Source organism: Kerstersia sp., from assembly GCF_052103615.1.
Taxonomy (GTDB): Bacteria; Pseudomonadota; Gammaproteobacteria; order Burkholderiales; family Burkholderiaceae_B; genus Kerstersia.
The window spans coordinates 1-16,666 of record NZ_JBQEKA010000067.1 but is presented as its reverse complement, the minus strand read 5'-3'; the positions used below and the strand labels follow the sequence as shown (position 1 = coordinate 16,666).

Annotated in this window: 14 protein-coding genes; 5 read left to right on the top strand and 9 right to left on the bottom strand. The window is 62.7% G+C overall.

All coding sequences use genetic code 11. The annotated features are described in order from the left end of the window. From ACTJGZ_RS12455 to hda, 5 genes are all read right to left on the bottom strand, one after another. On the bottom strand, positions 1–475 hold a 475-nt coding region (locus ACTJGZ_RS12455), incomplete at its 3' end, for a glycine--tRNA ligase subunit alpha (RefSeq protein WP_441663238.1). A gap of 80 nt (positions 476–555) precedes the next feature. Next, on the bottom strand, positions 556–1,116 hold the full coding sequence (folK, locus tag ACTJGZ_RS12450) for a 2-amino-4-hydroxy-6-hydroxymethyldihydropteridine diphosphokinase (RefSeq protein ID WP_441663236.1): 561 nt from the start codon (positions 1,114–1,116) through the stop codon (positions 556–558). Positions 1,117–1,120: 4 nt separating this feature from the next. Beyond that, the gene (pcnB, locus tag ACTJGZ_RS12445; protein ID WP_441663235.1) at positions 1,121–2,500 is read right to left on the bottom strand and encodes a polynucleotide adenylyltransferase PcnB; all 1,380 of its coding nucleotides are present in this window, start codon (positions 2,498–2,500) and stop codon (positions 1,121–1,123) included. A gap of 6 nt (positions 2,501–2,506) precedes the next feature. After that, positions 2,507–3,214 (bottom strand): HAD family hydrolase, encoded by a 708-nt coding sequence (locus tag ACTJGZ_RS12440; protein WP_441663234.1) that lies wholly within the window; start codon positions 3,212–3,214, stop codon positions 2,507–2,509. After that, positions 3,211–3,909, bottom strand: a complete 699-nt coding sequence (gene hda, locus ACTJGZ_RS12435; RefSeq protein WP_441663233.1) for a DnaA regulatory inactivator Hda — start codon at positions 3,907–3,909, stop codon at positions 3,211–3,213. Before hda ends, ACTJGZ_RS12440 begins: the two co-directional genes overlap by 4 nt. 121 nt (positions 3,910–4,030) lie before the next feature. Between hda and purM the strand changes: the two genes are divergently transcribed. Continuing rightward, positions 4,031–5,080: a phosphoribosylformylglycinamidine cyclo-ligase gene (gene purM, locus ACTJGZ_RS12430; protein ID WP_441663232.1), complete on the top strand. Its 1,050-nt coding sequence runs from the start codon at positions 4,031–4,033 to the stop codon at positions 5,078–5,080. 130 nt (positions 5,081–5,210) lie between these two features. Next, entirely contained in the window at positions 5,211–6,494 is a 1,284-nt protein-coding gene (locus ACTJGZ_RS12425; RefSeq protein ID WP_441663231.1) for a diguanylate cyclase, read from the top strand. A gap of 213 nt (positions 6,495–6,707) precedes the next feature. On the opposite strand, the gene miaA is transcribed toward ACTJGZ_RS12425, so the two are convergent. The 4 genes from miaA to tsaE are packed head-to-tail and all read right to left on the bottom strand — an operon-like array spanning position 6,708 to position 11,580. Next, positions 6,708–7,688, bottom strand: a complete 981-nt coding sequence (gene miaA / locus ACTJGZ_RS12420; RefSeq protein WP_441663230.1) for a tRNA (adenosine(37)-N6)-dimethylallyltransferase MiaA — start codon at positions 7,686–7,688, stop codon at positions 6,708–6,710. Positions 7,689–7,695: 7 nt separating this feature from the next. Further along, positions 7,696–9,666 (bottom strand): DNA mismatch repair endonuclease MutL, encoded by a 1,971-nt coding sequence (mutL, locus tag ACTJGZ_RS12415; protein ID WP_441663229.1) that lies wholly within the window; start codon positions 9,664–9,666, stop codon positions 7,696–7,698. Between the two features lie 10 nt (positions 9,667–9,676). Beyond that, the gene (locus ACTJGZ_RS12410) at positions 9,677–11,098 is read right to left on the bottom strand and encodes an N-acetylmuramoyl-L-alanine amidase (protein WP_441663228.1); all 1,422 of its coding nucleotides are present in this window, start codon (positions 11,096–11,098) and stop codon (positions 9,677–9,679) included. Continuing rightward, a complete protein-coding gene (gene tsaE / locus ACTJGZ_RS12405) occupies positions 11,065–11,580 on the bottom strand; it encodes a tRNA (adenosine(37)-N6)-threonylcarbamoyltransferase complex ATPase subunit type 1 TsaE (RefSeq protein ID WP_441663227.1) in 516 nt (171 codons plus the stop codon). Before tsaE ends, ACTJGZ_RS12410 begins: the two co-directional genes overlap by 34 nt. 300 nt (positions 11,581–11,880) lie before the next feature. On the opposite strand from tsaE, the gene fumC reads away from it, so the two are divergent. From fumC to ACTJGZ_RS12390, 3 genes are all read left to right on the top strand, one after another. Beyond that, positions 11,881–13,269 (top strand): class II fumarate hydratase, encoded by a 1,389-nt coding sequence (fumC, locus tag ACTJGZ_RS12400; protein WP_127773636.1) that lies wholly within the window; start codon positions 11,881–11,883, stop codon positions 13,267–13,269. 261 nt (positions 13,270–13,530) lie between these two features. Next, positions 13,531–14,724 (top strand): serine hydrolase domain-containing protein, encoded by a 1,194-nt coding sequence (locus tag ACTJGZ_RS12395; RefSeq protein WP_441663226.1) that lies wholly within the window; start codon positions 13,531–13,533, stop codon positions 14,722–14,724. A gap of 579 nt (positions 14,725–15,303) precedes the next feature. Next, positions 15,304–16,666: TonB-dependent receptor plug domain-containing protein (locus tag ACTJGZ_RS12390; protein ID WP_441663237.1), on the top strand; the 1,363-nt coding region annotated here is incomplete at its 3' end.

Here is a 16,666-nt window from a genome sequence, read left to right as displayed (position 1 = left end):
TGAACTGCGTGACTTCCATACCGTTGAGCCAGACTTCCCAGCCCAGACCCCAGGCGCCCAGCGTGGGGTTTTCCCAGTCGTCTTCGACAAAGCGGATATCGTGCACGGTGGGGTCTATGCCCAGCGTTTTCAGCGAGCCGATATACAGGTCGAGGATATCGGGCGGCGCGGGTTTGAGCACGACCTGATATTGATAGTAATGCTGCAGGCGGTTGGGGTTTTCGCCGTAGCGGCCGTCTTTAGGGCGGCGCGAAGGCTGGACATAGGCGGCGCGCCAAGGCTCGGGGCCGATGGCGCGCAGGAATGTCGCGGTGTGCGAGGTGCCTGCGCCGACTTCCATGTCGTACGGCTGCAGCAGCGCGCAGCCTTGTTTGTCCCAGTATTCCTGGAGCCTGAGGATGATTTGCTGGAAAGTGAGCATGAGTAATGAAGGTCGGACAGTGGTGCCGCCAGCCCCGGTGGCGCGGCGCGTAATTTTTGATTTTAACTGTTGTGGCGGATTGCTGCGGGATGGAACTGTCACGCAATGATCCGGCGCACGGCAGGGCGGGAGGATCAGACGGTGTTGCAGCTGCCGTTTGCCGCTTGGCCGGGGCCGGACAGGCGTTCGATGCGCTGATCGCCGCACGCTGCCAGCCAATGCAGCAAGGCGGCACGCGGAACCGGCGGGCGGGCGCAGCCAGGCAGCTCTGGCTGCCCGGGCGCGGCGTCAGGCACCACATCCAGCAGCGGCATCAGGGCAAACGCGCGTTCATGCAGGCGCGGGTGCGGCAGCGTCAGGCGCGGATGATCCAGTTGCAGGTCGTCGTAGAACAACATGTCCAGATCCAGCGTGCGCGGCGCATTGCGATAAGGGCGCTGGCGGCCATGCCGCTGTTCCAGCGCCTGCAGCAGATCCAGCAGGGCCAGCGGTTCCAGGCGTGTCTGCAGGCGAACGGCGGCATTGATGAAATCCGGGCCGCCCGCATCGACGGGCGCCGTGCGGTAAAACGGCGACGCCTCAAGGGCTGCGATGCCGTCATGGGCCGCCAGCTCCGCCTGGGTCTGGCGCAAGGTGAGCTGGGCGTCACCCAGGTTGGCGCCCAGGCCGACGTAGGCGCAATGCAGAGCGTCCATGGCCTTATTCCGCGCTGCCAGCGGCGCTATCGGGCGCTCCGGCAGAGCGGGCATTGCTGGGGCGGCGACGGCGGCGGCGCGGTTTGCGCGCCGCCGGCATATCATCGGTATCACGAGGCAATTGCGCCAGGCCGTCTATCATTTCCGCCCGCAGGCCGTCATCGGCATTGGCCAGGTCCATCCACCATTGCGCATCGACGCTGTCGATTTCGCCGGCGGCGGCGCGCAATTGCAGGAAGTCGCAGGCAGCGCGGAAGCGGGGCTGTTCCACCAGGCGCCAGACGGCGCGGCCGGGGCGGCGCACCATGCGCGGCTGCATGAACCAGATATCGCGCATATCGGCCGTGAAACGGCGTTGAATCGCCAGTTTGCCCGTTTGCTCTTCCAGCACGGAATCGGCGGCCTGGAGCAGGGCAGGAATACGGTGTTCGCCGCGCCCTTCCAGTTCTTCCCAGCGGGAGGCAACCTGCTGCCACAGCAGCGCAGCGAAAAGGAAGCTGGGGCTGACGGTCTTGCCGGTGCGCACGCGGGCATCGGTGCGTTCCAGCGCCAGGGTGACGAAGCGTTTGCCGTTGGGCTGCTCCAGCACGACATCGAGCAAGGGCAGCAGGCCTTTGTGCAGACCGGCGCGGCGCAATTGCTGCAGGCAGTCCATCGCATGGCCGCAGGTCAGCAGTTTGAGCATTTCATCAAACAGGCGCGACGCCGGCACATTTTCGATCAGGACCGCCAGGCCGGGGATGGGCGCCTGGGTGGCATCGTCTATTTTGCCGCTGATCTTGGCCGCGAAGCGCACGGCGCGCAGCATGCGCACCGGGTCTTCACGGTAGCGGGTGGCAGGGTCGCCAATCATGCGGATCACGCGTTGTTTCAGGTCTTCGACGCCATTGTGGTAGTCGATGACAGTCTGGTCCAGCGGGTCGTAGTACAGCGCGTTCATGGTGAAGTCGCGCCGCACGGCATCCTGTTCCTGGTTGCCGAAAACGTTGTCGCGCAGAATGCGCCCATGCTCATCGGTTTCCTGCTCGCCGCTGGAGGGCGCGCGGAAGGTGGAGGTCTCGATGATTTCGCGGCCGAAGACGACGTGCACCAGTTGAAAACGCCGGCCGATAATGCGGGCGCGGCGGAACAGCGGGCGCACTTGTTCGGGGGTGGCGTTGGTGGCAACGTCGAAATCTTTGGGTTCCAGCCCGAGGATCAGGTCGCGCACGGCGCCGCCCACGATATAGGCTTCGTAGCCGTGGCTGCGCAAGGTTTCGCAGACTTTCACCGCATTGCGCGACACATGGCGCGGGTCTATCCCGTGCCGTTCGGCCGGAATGCGCGCCGGCCCGGCGGGGCGGCGCAGGCGGCTCACAAAGCGTTTGATGGTTTCTGTGATCATTCGATATCAGGATTTCTGGTCGGCCAACTGCGTGAACAGATCAATGATGCGCCATTTCCGCTCAGTTGCGATACGGCGCAGTTCGTCGCTGGGGTTGGCGGCCACAGGATGTGAAACGACTTCTAACAGCGGCAAGTCGTTCATGGAGTCACTGTAGAACCAGGTTTCCGAGTAGTTTTCCAGTTGCTGGCCCAGCGTAGCGAGCCATTGCTGGACGCGTGTGATCTTGCCTTCGCGGAAGCTGGGCGTGCCAAGAATGCGGCCGGTGTAGCGGCCATTGAGATATTCAGCGTCGGTGGCGACCAGATGCTGGACGCCCAGCGCCCGTGCGATAGGCGCGGTCACGAAGCCATTGGTGGCCGTCACGATGGCGACCAGATCACCGGCTTCCAGGTGCTGGCGCACCAGGGCCAGCGCATTGGGCTGAATCGCGGGCCAGATGATTTCACGCATGAAATCTTCATGCCAGCGGGCCAGATCGGTAGGGTGATGGGGGGAGAGCAGCCCCAGCATGAATTCAGCCGACTGCTCTGCGGTCAGGTTGCCTTCGTTGTAGCGCACCATCAGGTCCTCGTTGCGCTGGCGGGCGACTTCCGGGTCGCCTGCGCGTCCGGTGCGCGCCAGGAATTCGGCCCATTGATAGTCGCTGTCCAGCGGCAGCAGCGTGTGATCCAGGTCGAACAGGGCAAGGCGTGTCGGTGAGTTGGGCTTCATTGTCGGTTGGTGTTCGGGTCTGCGAGCATGGTCCGCAGCAATGGAATGGTGATGGGCCGGCGCGCGGATAGCGAGTAACGGTCGAGTTCGTCGATCAGGCGTGACAGCTTGCGCATGTCGCGCTCAAGGTGAGTCAATATCCAGTTGAGCACTTCCGGTGTCAGATTGACGCCTCGGCTTTCCGCTTGCAGGTGCAGGGCGGCCAGCTTGTCGGCGTCAGAAAGCGGTTCCAGGCGAAAGACCAGATCCCAGCCCAGCCGGGTACGCAAATCTTCGCGTAGCGGCATGGACAGCGGCGCACGGTCACCGGCCAGCACCAGCGAGAAAGCATGCGGGGAGGCGGCGGTTTCGCGCCAGCGATTGTACAGGGCGAATACGGCAGCTTGGGCGCCGTCATCAAGCTGCTGCACGTCGTCGATGGCGATCAGGTCTGCGCGGCGGCCGTCGCTATCGGCCAATTGGTGCAAAATCTCAGTCGAGCCTGCCGCGGCAAAATAATGCCGGACGCCTTGCAGGGACGACAGGCCGCGCAGCAGGTGGCTGCGCCCGGAACCATCCGCGCCCCAGAGGTAGAGGGCACGGCCAGGCGCCAGATCGTTGGCGGCTTGGAGCGCAGCCAGATTCGGTCCCGGAATATAGTTCTCCAGGGAGGGAGCAGGCGCCGGCAGCACGTCCAGCAGGAGCTGACGGCTCATGCCAGCGATCCTTTCTTGACGGAATTCAGGGTGATTGCGCGGCGCAAGTGGCGGTTCATCGTAAAATCAACTTCTTATTCAGCGAAACGCTGCGATTTTTACATATTCGACGGTTTTTTCCATGGCCCAGACAAACAAGTCCTCCCTGACCTATCGCGACGCAGGCGTCGATATCGACGCCGGAGATGCGCTGGTTGATCGCATCAAACCCTTGGCAGCGCGCACCATGCGCGCTGGCGTGCTGGGAGGCATAGGGGGCTTCGGCGCCCTGTTCCAGGTTCCCGGCAAGTACCGTGAGCCGGTGCTCGTTTCAGGAACCGATGGCGTGGGCACCAAGCTCCGCCTGGCTTTTGAATGGAACCGTCATGATACGGTAGGCATCGACCTCGTGGCCATGAGCGTCAACGATATCCTGGTGCAAGGCGCCGAACCGTTGTTCTTTCTTGACTATTTCGCCTGCGGCAAATTGTCTGTGGACACGGCCGCGGCCGTCGTCGGTGGCATTGCCAAGGGGTGTGAAGAGTCGGGCTGCGCCCTGATTGGCGGTGAAACGGCTGAAATGCCGGGGATGTACCCTGACGGGGAATACGATCTGGCTGGCTTTGCGGTTGGCGCGGTCGAGAAATCCAAAATCATTGACGGCAAGTCGATTACGGCGGGCGATGTTGTGCTCGGCCTGGCTTCCAGCGGCGCGCACTCCAACGGTTATTCGCTGGTGCGCAAGATCATCGAGCGCGCAGGCGCCCGTCCGGATGACGATTTCCATGGCAAGCCTTTTGTGGATGCCGTCATGGCGCCCACGCGCCTCTACGTGAAATCGGTGCTGGCTGCGCTGGAGCAGCACGGCGAAACGATCAAGGGCCTGGCCCATATCACCGGCGGCGGTTTGCTGGAAAACGTGCCGCGCATTCTGCAGCCTCAGTGGCAGGCGGAACTGCATGCTTCGGCCTGGCAGCGTCCGGCGCTGTTCGATTGGCTGCAGCGTGAAGGCGGCGTGGATCACCAGGAAATGCACCGGGTGTTCAACTGCGGGATCGGCATGATAATCGTGGTGGCAGCCGATCAGGCCAGCGCTGTCGCGGCCACGCTGGCTGCGCATGGCGAGCAGGTGTTCCAGATTGGTGAAATCAAGCCGCGCGCCGAGGGCGCGCCAGGCACCGTGGTTCTCTGATCCCGTTCGCCCCGGCAGGGGCGCCGTGTTGTCCGCTGCTGGCGGGCAACACCTTCATTCATGGTCCGGCTGAGCCGTGCGCCGCCTGGCGCACGCGCAGGTGGCGGGTCATATCCATCACGACACCGTTATGTTGCGAATCCGTCGATTCTGGCGTTACGTTACCGACAATATTGTCGCGCCAACCCAGCCGACAGCAGGCCAGCTGTTGTCGCTGGCTTCGCCGATGGGTTTGCCGTTGTCGATACGGCGGCATGCAGCGTCTGTGATAGCGGCGCGTATTCAATTGCTGTCCGTGCTGTTTTTCATCCTGGTGCCATTGTGCGGAATCATCGACCTGATTGTGTTCCCCTGGCCTCAGGCGCTGGTGCTGGTGTTGCTGCGCTTGACGGCAGGCGCCGTGTTTTTCTACATGGCCAAACCGCGCGAGCTTTCACCCAGCCATCCTTATAAGCGGGCGCTGGCCATGCTGGCCTGCCTGCTGATTGTGCCTTGTCTGTTTTATCTGGCCGCGCTGCGGCTGACCAGCGGCATCCCCTTGACCAGCGCGCAGTCCCTGATGATGCAGATTTACGCGCTGATGCCGACGGTGGTGCTGGGCGGCCTGGCGATTTTTCCCTTGTCGGCCCTGGAAGTCTTGCTGTTTGCCATCCCTGCGCTGGGCACGGCGCTGCTGGGCATGACCATGGGGGAGGCGCAAGGGCTCTCCTGGGCGCAGCATGGGGCAACGCTTTGGTTCATGATGCTGATGATCGGGATTGCCATGTTTTCCAGCATGAGTCAGTTGCACTACATGAAAAGTCTGGTGCACCGGGCCAATACGGATCCGCTGACGGATGCCCTGACGCGCCGTTCCGGTGTGGAAAGCCTGGAGCGCCTGTTCATGCTGTCGGCCAATTCCGATACGCCGCTGGCCCTGGCTTTCATAGACATAGACCATTTCAAGTCCATCAATGACCGTTTTGGTCATGATGCCGGGGACCGCGCGCTTTGCAGTCTGGTGAGCAGCTTGCGCAGCTATCTGCGCACCAGTGATGTGCTGGTGCGCTGGGGCGGGGAAGAGTTCGTCATCATCCTGCCGAATATGTCGGTGGCGCAATTGCCTTATTTTGTGGATCGTCTGCGCCAAGGTGGCTTGGGCTTGAGCGAGGATGGCGCGATGCTGCTGGCATCCGTCGGTGTTGCCGAGCGCATGCACGATGAAGTGCTGGATTGGCCGACATTGGTGGAACTGGCGGATCAGCGCATGTATCGCGCTAAAAATGAAGGCCGCGCGCGGGTTCTGCTGCCGGATGAAACCGTTGTGCTGCTGGCGCGTCCTGCGGAAGAGCCAGAAGCCGCCAAGGCTGCGCCAGAGGCAGAGGCGCACCTGATGGCGCGGACGGCGGATGAAGCCGATACGGTTGATTATTGAGACGCCGGAAGCAAAGACCAGCCGCGCTTGCTAGAAAGCGGTGGCTGGGGGGCTTAGATGCGCCAGCCAGAGACGGCAGCCAGCAGCGAGGGGGCGTCAGCAGCGACGGGTGTCAACAACGAAGGCACCAACAACGAAGGCACCAATAGCGAAGGGCGCCAACAGTGAAGGGCACCAACAAGGGCGGCCGCCAGAAGCGGGCCGCCGGCTGGGTCAAGCCCGGGCGGCGTTTGCCAGCTGATTCAGCCAGGGTGCGGCCGCGTCCACGGCCGCGGATTGCGCATCTGCCGCCAGACAATCAATGATTTGCCGTTCGGGCTGGGCGCGCAGCCAGGTGATTTGCCGTTTGGCGAGCTGGCGCGTCGCGGCGATTGCCTGTTCACGCGCCTGGGCCTGCGAAATTTCACCATCCAGCCAAGACCACATCTGGCGGTATCCGACACAGCGTACCGATGGCAGGCCAGCATGCAAATCTGCGCGCTGGTGCAAATGCCGCACTTCTTCGGCAAAGCCCTGCGCCAGCATGTGATCAAAGCGCAGCGCAATCCGCTGGTGCAAGGCCAGCCGGTCCGAAGGCTCCAGGCTGATTGTTCGGAAAACATAGGGCAGGGCGGTGCCGGCTTGCGCGGCTTGGCGCTGCTGCTGGCCCAGCAAGGCTGACATGGGCTGGCCGCTGAGCAGGCACACTTCCAGGGCGCGCTGGATGCGCTGGCTGTCATTGGGGGCCAGGCGGGCGGCAGTCACAGGGTCATGTTGCGCCAGTTCGGCATGCAGCGCGGGCCAGCCGTGGGCCAGGGCGCGGGCTTCGAGTTCCGCGCGCAAGGCGGGATCGGCTTCAGGCAGGTCATCCAGGCCATCGCGCAGCGCCTTGTAATACATCATGGTGCCGCCCGCCAGCAGGGGCAGCCTGCCTCGTTGCAGAATAGCGTCTATCAGGGCTAGGGCGTCGGCACGGAAGGCGGCCGCGGAATAGCTCTCTGCCGGGTCGAGAATATCCAGCATGTGCTGGGGAACTTGCTGGCGTTCGGCCTGGCTGGGTTTGGCCGTGCCGATATCCATGCCGCGGTAAATGGTGGCGGAATCGACATTGATGATTTCCAGCGGCCAGCGTTGCGCCAGCGCCAGGGTAGCCGCGCTTTTGCCTGCGGCAGTCGGGCCGGCTAGGCAAACAATGGGAAGAGGAGTAGCAGTCATGAATCGTTTATTGCCCGCGCAGAAAAAGACGGTCCAGTTCGGGCAGGTTCCATTGCACCCAGGTAGGGCGGCCATGGTTGCATTGGCCGGCGCGCTCCGTGGCTTCCATGTCGCGCAGCAAGGCGTTCATTTCTTCGCGGGTGAGTTTCCGGTGCGCGCGCACGGAACCATGGCAGGCCATGGTAGAGAGCAGTTCATTGCGCTTTTCTGTCAGATGGCGCGAGATGCCGACCTGTGCCAGATCGGCGAGCACGGCGCGCGCCAGTGATTCGATATCGCCGTCGGCCAGCGCAGCCGGCACGCTGCGCACGGCCACGGCACCCGGGCCGGCAGGCCGCAGCTCAAACCCGAATTCCGTCAGCAGATGTTCATATTCGTCCAGCAAGGCCACTTCTTTTTCGGGCGCGCTGAACACCACGGGCACGAGCAGATCCTGGCGCGGCAGGCCGTTTTGATCCATGGCGTTTTTCAGGCGCTCGTACACAATGCGCTCATGGGCGGCATGCATATCTACCAGGATCAGGCCATGCCGGTTTTCCGCCAGGATGTAGATGCCGTGCAGTTGCGCCAGGGCCAGGCCCAGCGGCAGGTCGTCCCCGGTGCTGGGCAAGTCGGTTGCGGCCAGGCTGGCAGGGGCGAAGCCGGGCAGGGCAGGCCGCGGCAGGCCGGGCGCGGCGCTGTCCGGCGACACTATGCTGGCGGCAGCATGATGGGCGCCCGGCGCGCTTGCGCTGCCAGCGGCGCTATCGTCCAGCGGGCGGTAGTGTTGTTGCCAATTGAAGCCGCCAGCGTCATAGCGCCGTTGCGGCTCGGCCAGGCGCAGCGGTGCCTGCTGGGTGTAATGCGCCGGGGGGGGCGCAGCGGAATCAGGCGTGATGGCCGGGCCGGTTCCCGCAGGCTGCGGGGCAGGGGCATCGGAAGCGCCAGCCAGGCCTGAAGCTCCGCTCGCCGGGGCGGCAGGCGGGGCGGCAACGGCTTCGCCGAGTTGCCCGGCGCCATGGGCCAGCGCCTGGCCCACTTGCTGCATGACAAAGCGGTAAACCGCGCCGCTATCGCGAAAGCGGATTTCACTTTTGGCCGGGTGAACGTTGACATCCACGCTGGCCGGATCGACATTCAGGAACAGGACATAGGCGGGCTGGCGGTCGCCATGCAGGACATCGGCATAGGCGCTGCGGATGGCATGCGATACGGTACGGTCGCGCACGAACCGGCCATTGACATACAGGTACTGGCGGTCAGCGCGGGCGCGGGCTGCCGTGGGTTCCAGCACGATACCGGACAGCGCGGCGGCGCCCGTGTCGGCATGCAGGGTGATGCCTTGCTTGGCGAAATCTTCACCGAGCACATCGCGGATGCGCTGCATGGGGTCGGTTTGCGGCCATTGGCGCACCGCCCGCTCATTGTGAAAGAGCTGGAAGGCGATATGGGGGTGGGCCAATGCGATGCGTTCAAACGCATCGACGCAATGGCCGAATTCGGTCTGTTCGCTGCGCAGGAATTTCCGGCGCGCCGGCACGTTATCGAATAGCTGGCGCACATCTACCGTTGTACCGCCAGGGCCGGCGGCAGGCTCAGCCTGGTTTTGCAAGCCCAGAATCTGGCTGGCATGGCTGGCATTGGCAGTGCGTGAGGTCAGGGTCAGATAGGCGACAGAAGCGATGGAAGCCAGCGCTTCGCCGCGAAACCCCATGGAAGCGACGGATTCCAGGTCGGCCAGGGAGCCGATTTTGCTGGTGGCATGGCGCGTCAGCGCCAGCGGCAGCTCTTCAGGCGGAATGCCGCAGCCGTCGTCGGTGACGGCAATGCGCCGGATGCCACCGCCATCCAGACGGACAGTGATGGCGCTGGCACCCGCATCTATGGCGTTTTCCAGTAATTCCTTGAGGACGGAGGCGGGTCGTTCAATGACCTCGCCTGCCGCGATCTGGCTAATCAGCAGATCGGGCAGGGCATGGATAGTGCGGCGTTCTTGCATGAACGCATTTTTAACTGATTTCGCGGTCCAGTGCTGCGATGTGAGGATTGGCGGCGTAGAAGCCCTGGATGCCGGTATGAATGGCAGCCGCGATCTTCTGCTGGTGCGCGGTCGTGCGCAACAGCCGCTCTTCGCCCGGGTTGCTGATGAACGCGGTTTCAATCAGGACTGACGGAATATCCGGGGCCTTCAGCACGGCAAAACCGGCCTGCTCGACATTCTTCTTGTGCAGCGTGTTGATTTTTTCCAGTTCACGCAGCAAGGTGCCGCCGAACCGGAGCGAATCATTGATCTGCGCAGTCGTGGACAGTTCCAGCAAGACTTTGGCGACGTTGGCATCCTGGCTGCCGAGATTGACGCCGCCGATCAGATCCGCCGCATTTTCCTTGTTGGCCAGCAGGCGCGCCATGGTGCTGCTGGCGCCGCGTTCCGACAAGGCGAAGACTGAAGTGCCCCGGGCGGTTGGCCGGGTCCAGGCGTCGGCGTGAATCGAAATGAACAGGTCGGCCTGCATGCGGCGTGCTTTTTGCACACGCACATGCAGCGGCACGAAGAAGTCCGCATCACGCGTCATGAAGGCGCGCATGCCGGGCGTGCCGTCGATACGCTGGCGCAGCATATGGGCGATGCTCAGCACCACATCCTTTTCACGCGTGCCGCCCGGGCCGGTAGCGCCCGGATCTTCGCCGCCATGGCCGGGATCCAGGGCAATGGTCAGCGGCCGGCGGCGGCCGGCGGTATGAACCGCAGGCGCGCGGCCGCTGGTGACCGGCGCGGGGCGCTCGGGTTCAGGGCGCGCGGGCGCTGTCGCCACCTGCGGACCGGTACTGGGGCGCGGCGTGGCCGGCAGCGGCTGCTGCTGGGCAGGCGTGCTGCCAGGACGGCTGGACAGGTCTTCAAGAATACGGGCCAGCGGGTCGTCCTCGCCTGGCACGTTCTTGCTGTTCATCATGGCCAGCAAGGGATCCTGCCCGATTTTCGGATAGAGATCGAGCACCAGGCGATACTGGTATTCGGCAACCGGTTTGAGCGTGAAGACCTGGGGGGCGATGGCCTGCTTGAGATCGAACACCAGGCGCACGATATCCGGGCGGTTCTGAGCCACCCGGGCGCTGGCGATAAAGGGATCGTCAGGCTTGATCTTGGAAACCAGCTCGTTGAGCGCTTGATCGAGGGTCAGGCCCTCGATATCGACGACGAGGCGGTGCGGATTTTCCAGCGTGAAATGCTCGGCCCTTAGGGCGCTATCGAGTTCCAGCGTGATGCGGGTGTAATCGTCCGCCGGCCATGTGCGCACAGCCAGAATACTGGCCGCGTGGGCAGTGCGGGGAATCACGGGAACGAGCAGCAGCGTCATGGCGCTGCCAAGCAGACGGCGACGCGTCGCGTCAGCCGGTATCAGGGGCCGGGGGAGAGGAGTGCGTTCAGCCATTTAAGCCCTCTTTCGGTGTGGGCCGATAGATCCGCGCGGCGTCCATCGTCCAGGTAGTCCAACGAAATTTCTAGATCTGGCGGGCTCAGGAGATTACCGGCGCGCTCCGGCCATTCGATCAAAACAACGGCATCATCACGCAGAATTTCTCTGAATCCGGCATCCAGCCATTCCCTTGATTCGCTAAATCTATAAAAATCAAGATGATACAAGTATAAGTTAAAAACTTTATAAGATTCAAGCAGTGCGTAGCTTGGACTCTTGATTCGGCCGCTAATGCCGCATGCGCGCAACAGTGCGCGGGCAAAACTGGTTTTGCCCGCGCCGAGGTCGCCGCGCAGGTGTATCCGGCCGCCAGCCTGAGGGCCTGGGGCTTCGGTGGCCAGGAGGCGGTCGTAAACCAGCGGCGCCAGGCGCTGGGCCAGGGCTTCGGTGGCGGCTTCGTCGGGCAAATGAAATGAGTGCGGGGCGGGAAGAGGCATGACGGCTCCGGTGGCGCTGCGGATAAGGCGGCCATTATAGGGAGGGAAGGGCCGGGGCATGGCGGTGCCCTGCCTGTCTGGCATGGAAAAATCAGCCCGACCGGCGCATTTTCCATGCCCGCGCGGCAAGGGCGCCTGCCGGCGGCTGGGGCGGGAATCTGGAACCCCATTCCGCTGATATCGGCAGCCTGCATCTGCTATCCTAGCGGGCGTTAGGTTCATCAGTCGTCCCATTCTCATTCTCAATGAACGCGGCCAAGCGTTCTTGTCTGGCCGTACCCAGTGGAGTCAAGTCAACAAATGAGCACCCGCATCGAAAAAGACACCTTCGGTCCCATCGAAGTCCCTGCAGAGCATCTGTGGGGAGCGCAGACCCAGCGTTCGCTGCATTTCTTCTCGATTTCCACCGAAAAGATGCCGGTTGCCCTGGTTGAGGCACTGGCTCGCGTCAAGCGCGCCGCTGCGCATGTCAATGCTGAACTGAAGCAGATCGACGCCGCCCAGGCTGATGCCATCATCAAGGCAGCCGACGAAGTCATCGCAGGCAAGTGGCCCAACGAATTCCCGCTGTCCGTATGGCAGACGGGTTCGGGCACGCAAAGCAATATGAACATGAACGAAGTGCTGGCTAACCGCGCTTCGGAACTGCTGGGTGGCGAACGCGGCGAAGCCCGCAAGGTTCACCCCAATGACCATGTGAACCGTGGCCAATCGTCCAACGACGTGTTCCCCACTGCCATGCACGTGGCCGCTGCCGTTGAAGTCGAGCGCCATCTGCTGCCGGCGCTGGCCAAACTGAAAGCCATTCTCCAAGCCAAGAGCGAAGCCTTCCGCGATATCGTCAAGATTGGCCGCACCCACTTGCAAGACGCCACGCCGCTGACGCTGGGCCAGGAAATCTCTGGCTGGGTCGCCCAGCTAGAAATCGCCGAAAGCCAGATCCGCGCCACGCTGCCCGTGCTGCACGAGCTGGCCATTGGCGGCACGGCAGTGGGCACCGGCCTGAACGCGCACCCGGAATTCAGCAAGCGCGTTGCCGACGAACTGGCCCGCGGCACCAATGTGGCTTTCGTTTCCGCGCCCAACAAGTTCCAGGCGCTGGCTGGCCACGAAGGCATTCTGTTCGCCCATGGCGCGCTCAAGACTCTGGCCGCCGGCCTGATCAAGATCGCCAATGATGTGCGCTGGCTGTCCAGCGGTCCGCGTTCGGGTCTGGGTGAAATCAGCATCCCGGAAAACGAACCCGGTTCTTCGATCATGCCGGGCAAGGTCAACCCGACGCAGTGCGAAGCCCTCACCATGCTGGGCGCCCAAGTGCTGGGTAATGACGTCGCGATCAACATCGGCGGCGCCAGCGGCAACTTTGAACTGAACGTGTTCAAGCCCCTGGTGATTCACAACTTCCTGCAATCGGTGCGTTTGCTGGCGGACGGCATGGCCAGCTTCGGTGAGCATTGCGCCGTCGGTATCGAACCGAACCGCGACCGCATCACCGAGCTGGTGAATCGTTCGCTGATGCTGGTCACTGCCCTGAACCCGCATATCGGTTACGACAAGGCTGCCCAGATCGCCAAGAAGGCCCACAAGGAAAACCTGTCGCTGCGCGAATCCGCGCTGGCGCTGGGCTTCCTGACGGCCGAGCAGTTCGACGAATGGGTGGTGCCTGCGAACATGACCAATCAGAAATAATTTTCTGATTGACGTGCGCATAAGACTTGCCGGCCCTGCCAAGGGGGCGGCAAGTCTGCAAAAAAGTCAGCAAAAGCATGCCGGGTTGCAGCCAGGCATGCTTTTTTTATGGCCGGATGGCGCTGCCCTCTGCCCTCTGCCCTCCGCCTTCTGCACTCAGCCCGCTGTCTGCTTGTTGTCTCCGCAGCTGCGTATTCTGTAGGCTGGGGCTGTGCCTGGCTGGTGGCAGGCGGCGGCATGGTTTGAAGCAAGGAGGATCAGGTGGATTCAGCAAGGCTGGGAGCGCGGCTGCCGGATGCGGCGGCTTGCGAGCAGACTGGTGTGGACAGCGCCGCGCTGGCGCGTTTGGGCGAGGCCGTGCAGGAGGACATCCGCGCAGGCCGCATCTATGGCGCCGCATTTGCCGTGGCGCGGCAAGGGCGTGTGCTGTATCGGGCGGCGCTCGGGCAGGCGGCGCCGGGGCGCGCAGCCACGCTGGATGATATTTATTTGTTGATGTCGCTATCCAAGTCCTTCACCGCCGTTCTGGTGTTGCAGGCCGTGGCGCTGCGCCGCTTTTCGCTGGACGACAAAGTGGCTGATCTCTGGCCTGCGTTTGCCTGTCATGGCAAGCAGGATATCCGTGTGCGCCAGTTGCTGACGCATACCGCAGGCATGCCGGCAGGCCTGATGCCGCCTGTACCGCTGCGCCCGGAGCAGAGCGGGGATCTGCGCCAGTTTGCCGCCGCATTGGCCGCTTTGCCGCCCGCCTGCCCGCCAGGCGGGCAGGTGCTCTATAGCCCGACAGCAGCTTATGCCGTGCTGGGGTATTTGCTGGTGCTGACCGACCCGGCTGGGCGCAGCTTTCGCGAGATTGCCAGGCAGCAGCTGTTCGCGCCGCTGGGAATGCGCCACACGGCTTTTGGCATGGCGCTGGGCGTGCCGCAACGCGTGCCCATGTCTTATACGCCCGTCATGTCTGCTGCGGAAGGCGAGGCCGTGGCGGCATTGCTGAACCGGATGCTGGACGACACCGCTGAATTACCGGCTGGCGGCGCGCTGGGCACGCTGGATGATGTGCTGCGTTTTGCCGAAGCGCTGCGGCGGGATGGCGCGGCAAACGGCGTGCGCCTCTTGCCGCCAGGCGTGGTGAGTGAGGCCAGCCGCAGCCAGACTGGCATGGCGCCCAATCTGGGCTGGGAAACCTATCGGCAGCAGCACGGTCTGGCGGAAACCCCGGCGCATTACTCTTTGCTGGGCGGGCAGGCGCGAGGCCTGGGCAGGCACCTGAGTGCGGCCGGCCAGCTGGCCAGCGCGGAGGCGTTTTACGCCGTGGGTCGCGGCAGCACCATGTGGATGGTCGATCCGCAACGCGAGTTGAGTTTTGTTTTTCTCAGCGCAGGCGTGATTGAGGGGCTGGCGCATATTGAAAGATTGTCGCGTTTGAGCGACCGGGTGCTGGCCGCCTGCGCCTAAGCTGGGCGGGGCTGGCGCCGGACGTGCGGGGCGGCCGTGGCGCCTAGCCTGTGAGCTTGCGTCAGGTTTCTTATCACGTTGCTGATCCGGCGTGTGGTGAGGCAGCGCGGGCGTGAACAGTGATGCCGCGCAGGCATGAGCAGCGGCAAGCTGGGAATAGTGCGTGTGTGCCAAGACCCCTGGTATCTGGCAATACCCCTGATTGTGGCGTGGTCTGACCACAACAGTCTGAGGGGACGGGATGGCATAGCTATGCCAGACCTCGATTTAGCGTCTTCATTTTCCCATTGATTTGAAAGGGGTTTCTGCTCTCTGCGGCTGAAACTCAAGAATATGAATTTTCTTAGGGTTTTCTGTAGGTTGAACCCTGCTTTAATTGACAGTTCTTAGGATATAGGTAAGAATTTTTCACATTCGCATTGCTGGTTCAAGCAGAAGGTTGTCATGTCTCACCGTTCCGTTTTGGCTGTACCTCAGGCGCCTGTGCTGCGTCTGATTCTGGCGGCATTTGCCGGTGCCTGTCTTAGCTCTCCGGCAGTTGCTGAAACAGCGGCGGAGGGGGTGACAACGTTGACGCCTGTGGTAATCACCGGCACGCGTACTGAAAAATCCATAGACGAAACGCCGATCCGCACTGAGGTCGTCACGCGTGAAGAAATCGAGCGCACGCACGCCCGGACGCTGGATCAGGCGCTGGAAAACATTCCAGGCCTGCAATTGCGTGAAATTCATGGCAAATCCGGCTATGAAATGTCTTTGCAGGGCTTGAGCAGCGATGAAGTGCTGGTTCTGGTCGATGGCCTGCCGCTGACGCCCAGCACCGGGTCCACCGTGGATTTGAGCCAATACCTGCTGGCCGATGTCGAGCGTATTGAGGTCGTGAAAGGGGCGGCGTCGGCACAATACGGCAGCGCTGCCATGGGCGGTGTCATCAATATCATTACGCGTGTGCCGGAACCCGGCATGCGCGGCCATATCAGCGGCGATCTTGGCACCTTCGGCAAGCAGAACCCGACAGGGGGTCGCGCCAAGCCGACGAGCCGCCATGGGCAGTTCATGGTGGAAGGCGGCAATGAAAACTGGCGCCTGCGTGCTTCGGCCGACATGCTCAACGACGATGGTTTCACCATCGACCGCGATAGCTGGGCGCGCCAAGGGGATGAAGTCGAGCGCAAACAGTACGGCTTGCGTGCGGATTACCTGCCCAGCGCCTGGCATAGCTATTGGGTCGATGGCAGTATTTACCGCGAGGACGACACCCAGCGGTATCTGGGCGAGGGCAAGCCGCCGTATTTCGCGCGTCCCAAAGTCATTAAAGATGAGCATATCCGCCGTAACCGCCTCAGTGCTGGCGGCCGCTGGACATTGCCCAATGAAGTGGATCTCCAGCTGAAAGGCCTGACGGAACGCTATAAGACAGATTCCCAGGCTTATGCGGAAGGCTTGCTGGAAACGGACCGCGCCGCCAAACAGGATACTGACCGCATCAGCGCGCAGGTGGATTTGCCGCTCTGGCGCAATCAGCTGTGGCAGTTTGGCGCTGACTACCATCATGAGTCTTTGCAGCAGACCAACAAGGGCATTGCGGAATTCACTTCGGGCAAGGTGTCGCGTTCGGCAACCGAACTGTTCTTCCAGAACGATATTTTCCTGGGCGAACGCTGGGAAATGCTGGTAGGCGCGCGCTGGCAGAATGACTCCGACTTCGGCAACCATTTCGCGCCCAAAGTCAGCCTGCGTTTTGATGCCTTGCGTTCCGATGACTGGACCGGCACCTTGCGCGCCAGCTTCGGGCAGGGCTACCGCGTGCCCAATCTTAAAGAGCGCCATTACCTGTTCGACCACTCGGTCTATGGCTATATGGTGCTCGGTAATCCGGATTTGAAGCCTTGTTCACCACCTGGCCGTCGTGCACCAGCACCTGCTTTTCCTTCGGAATCAG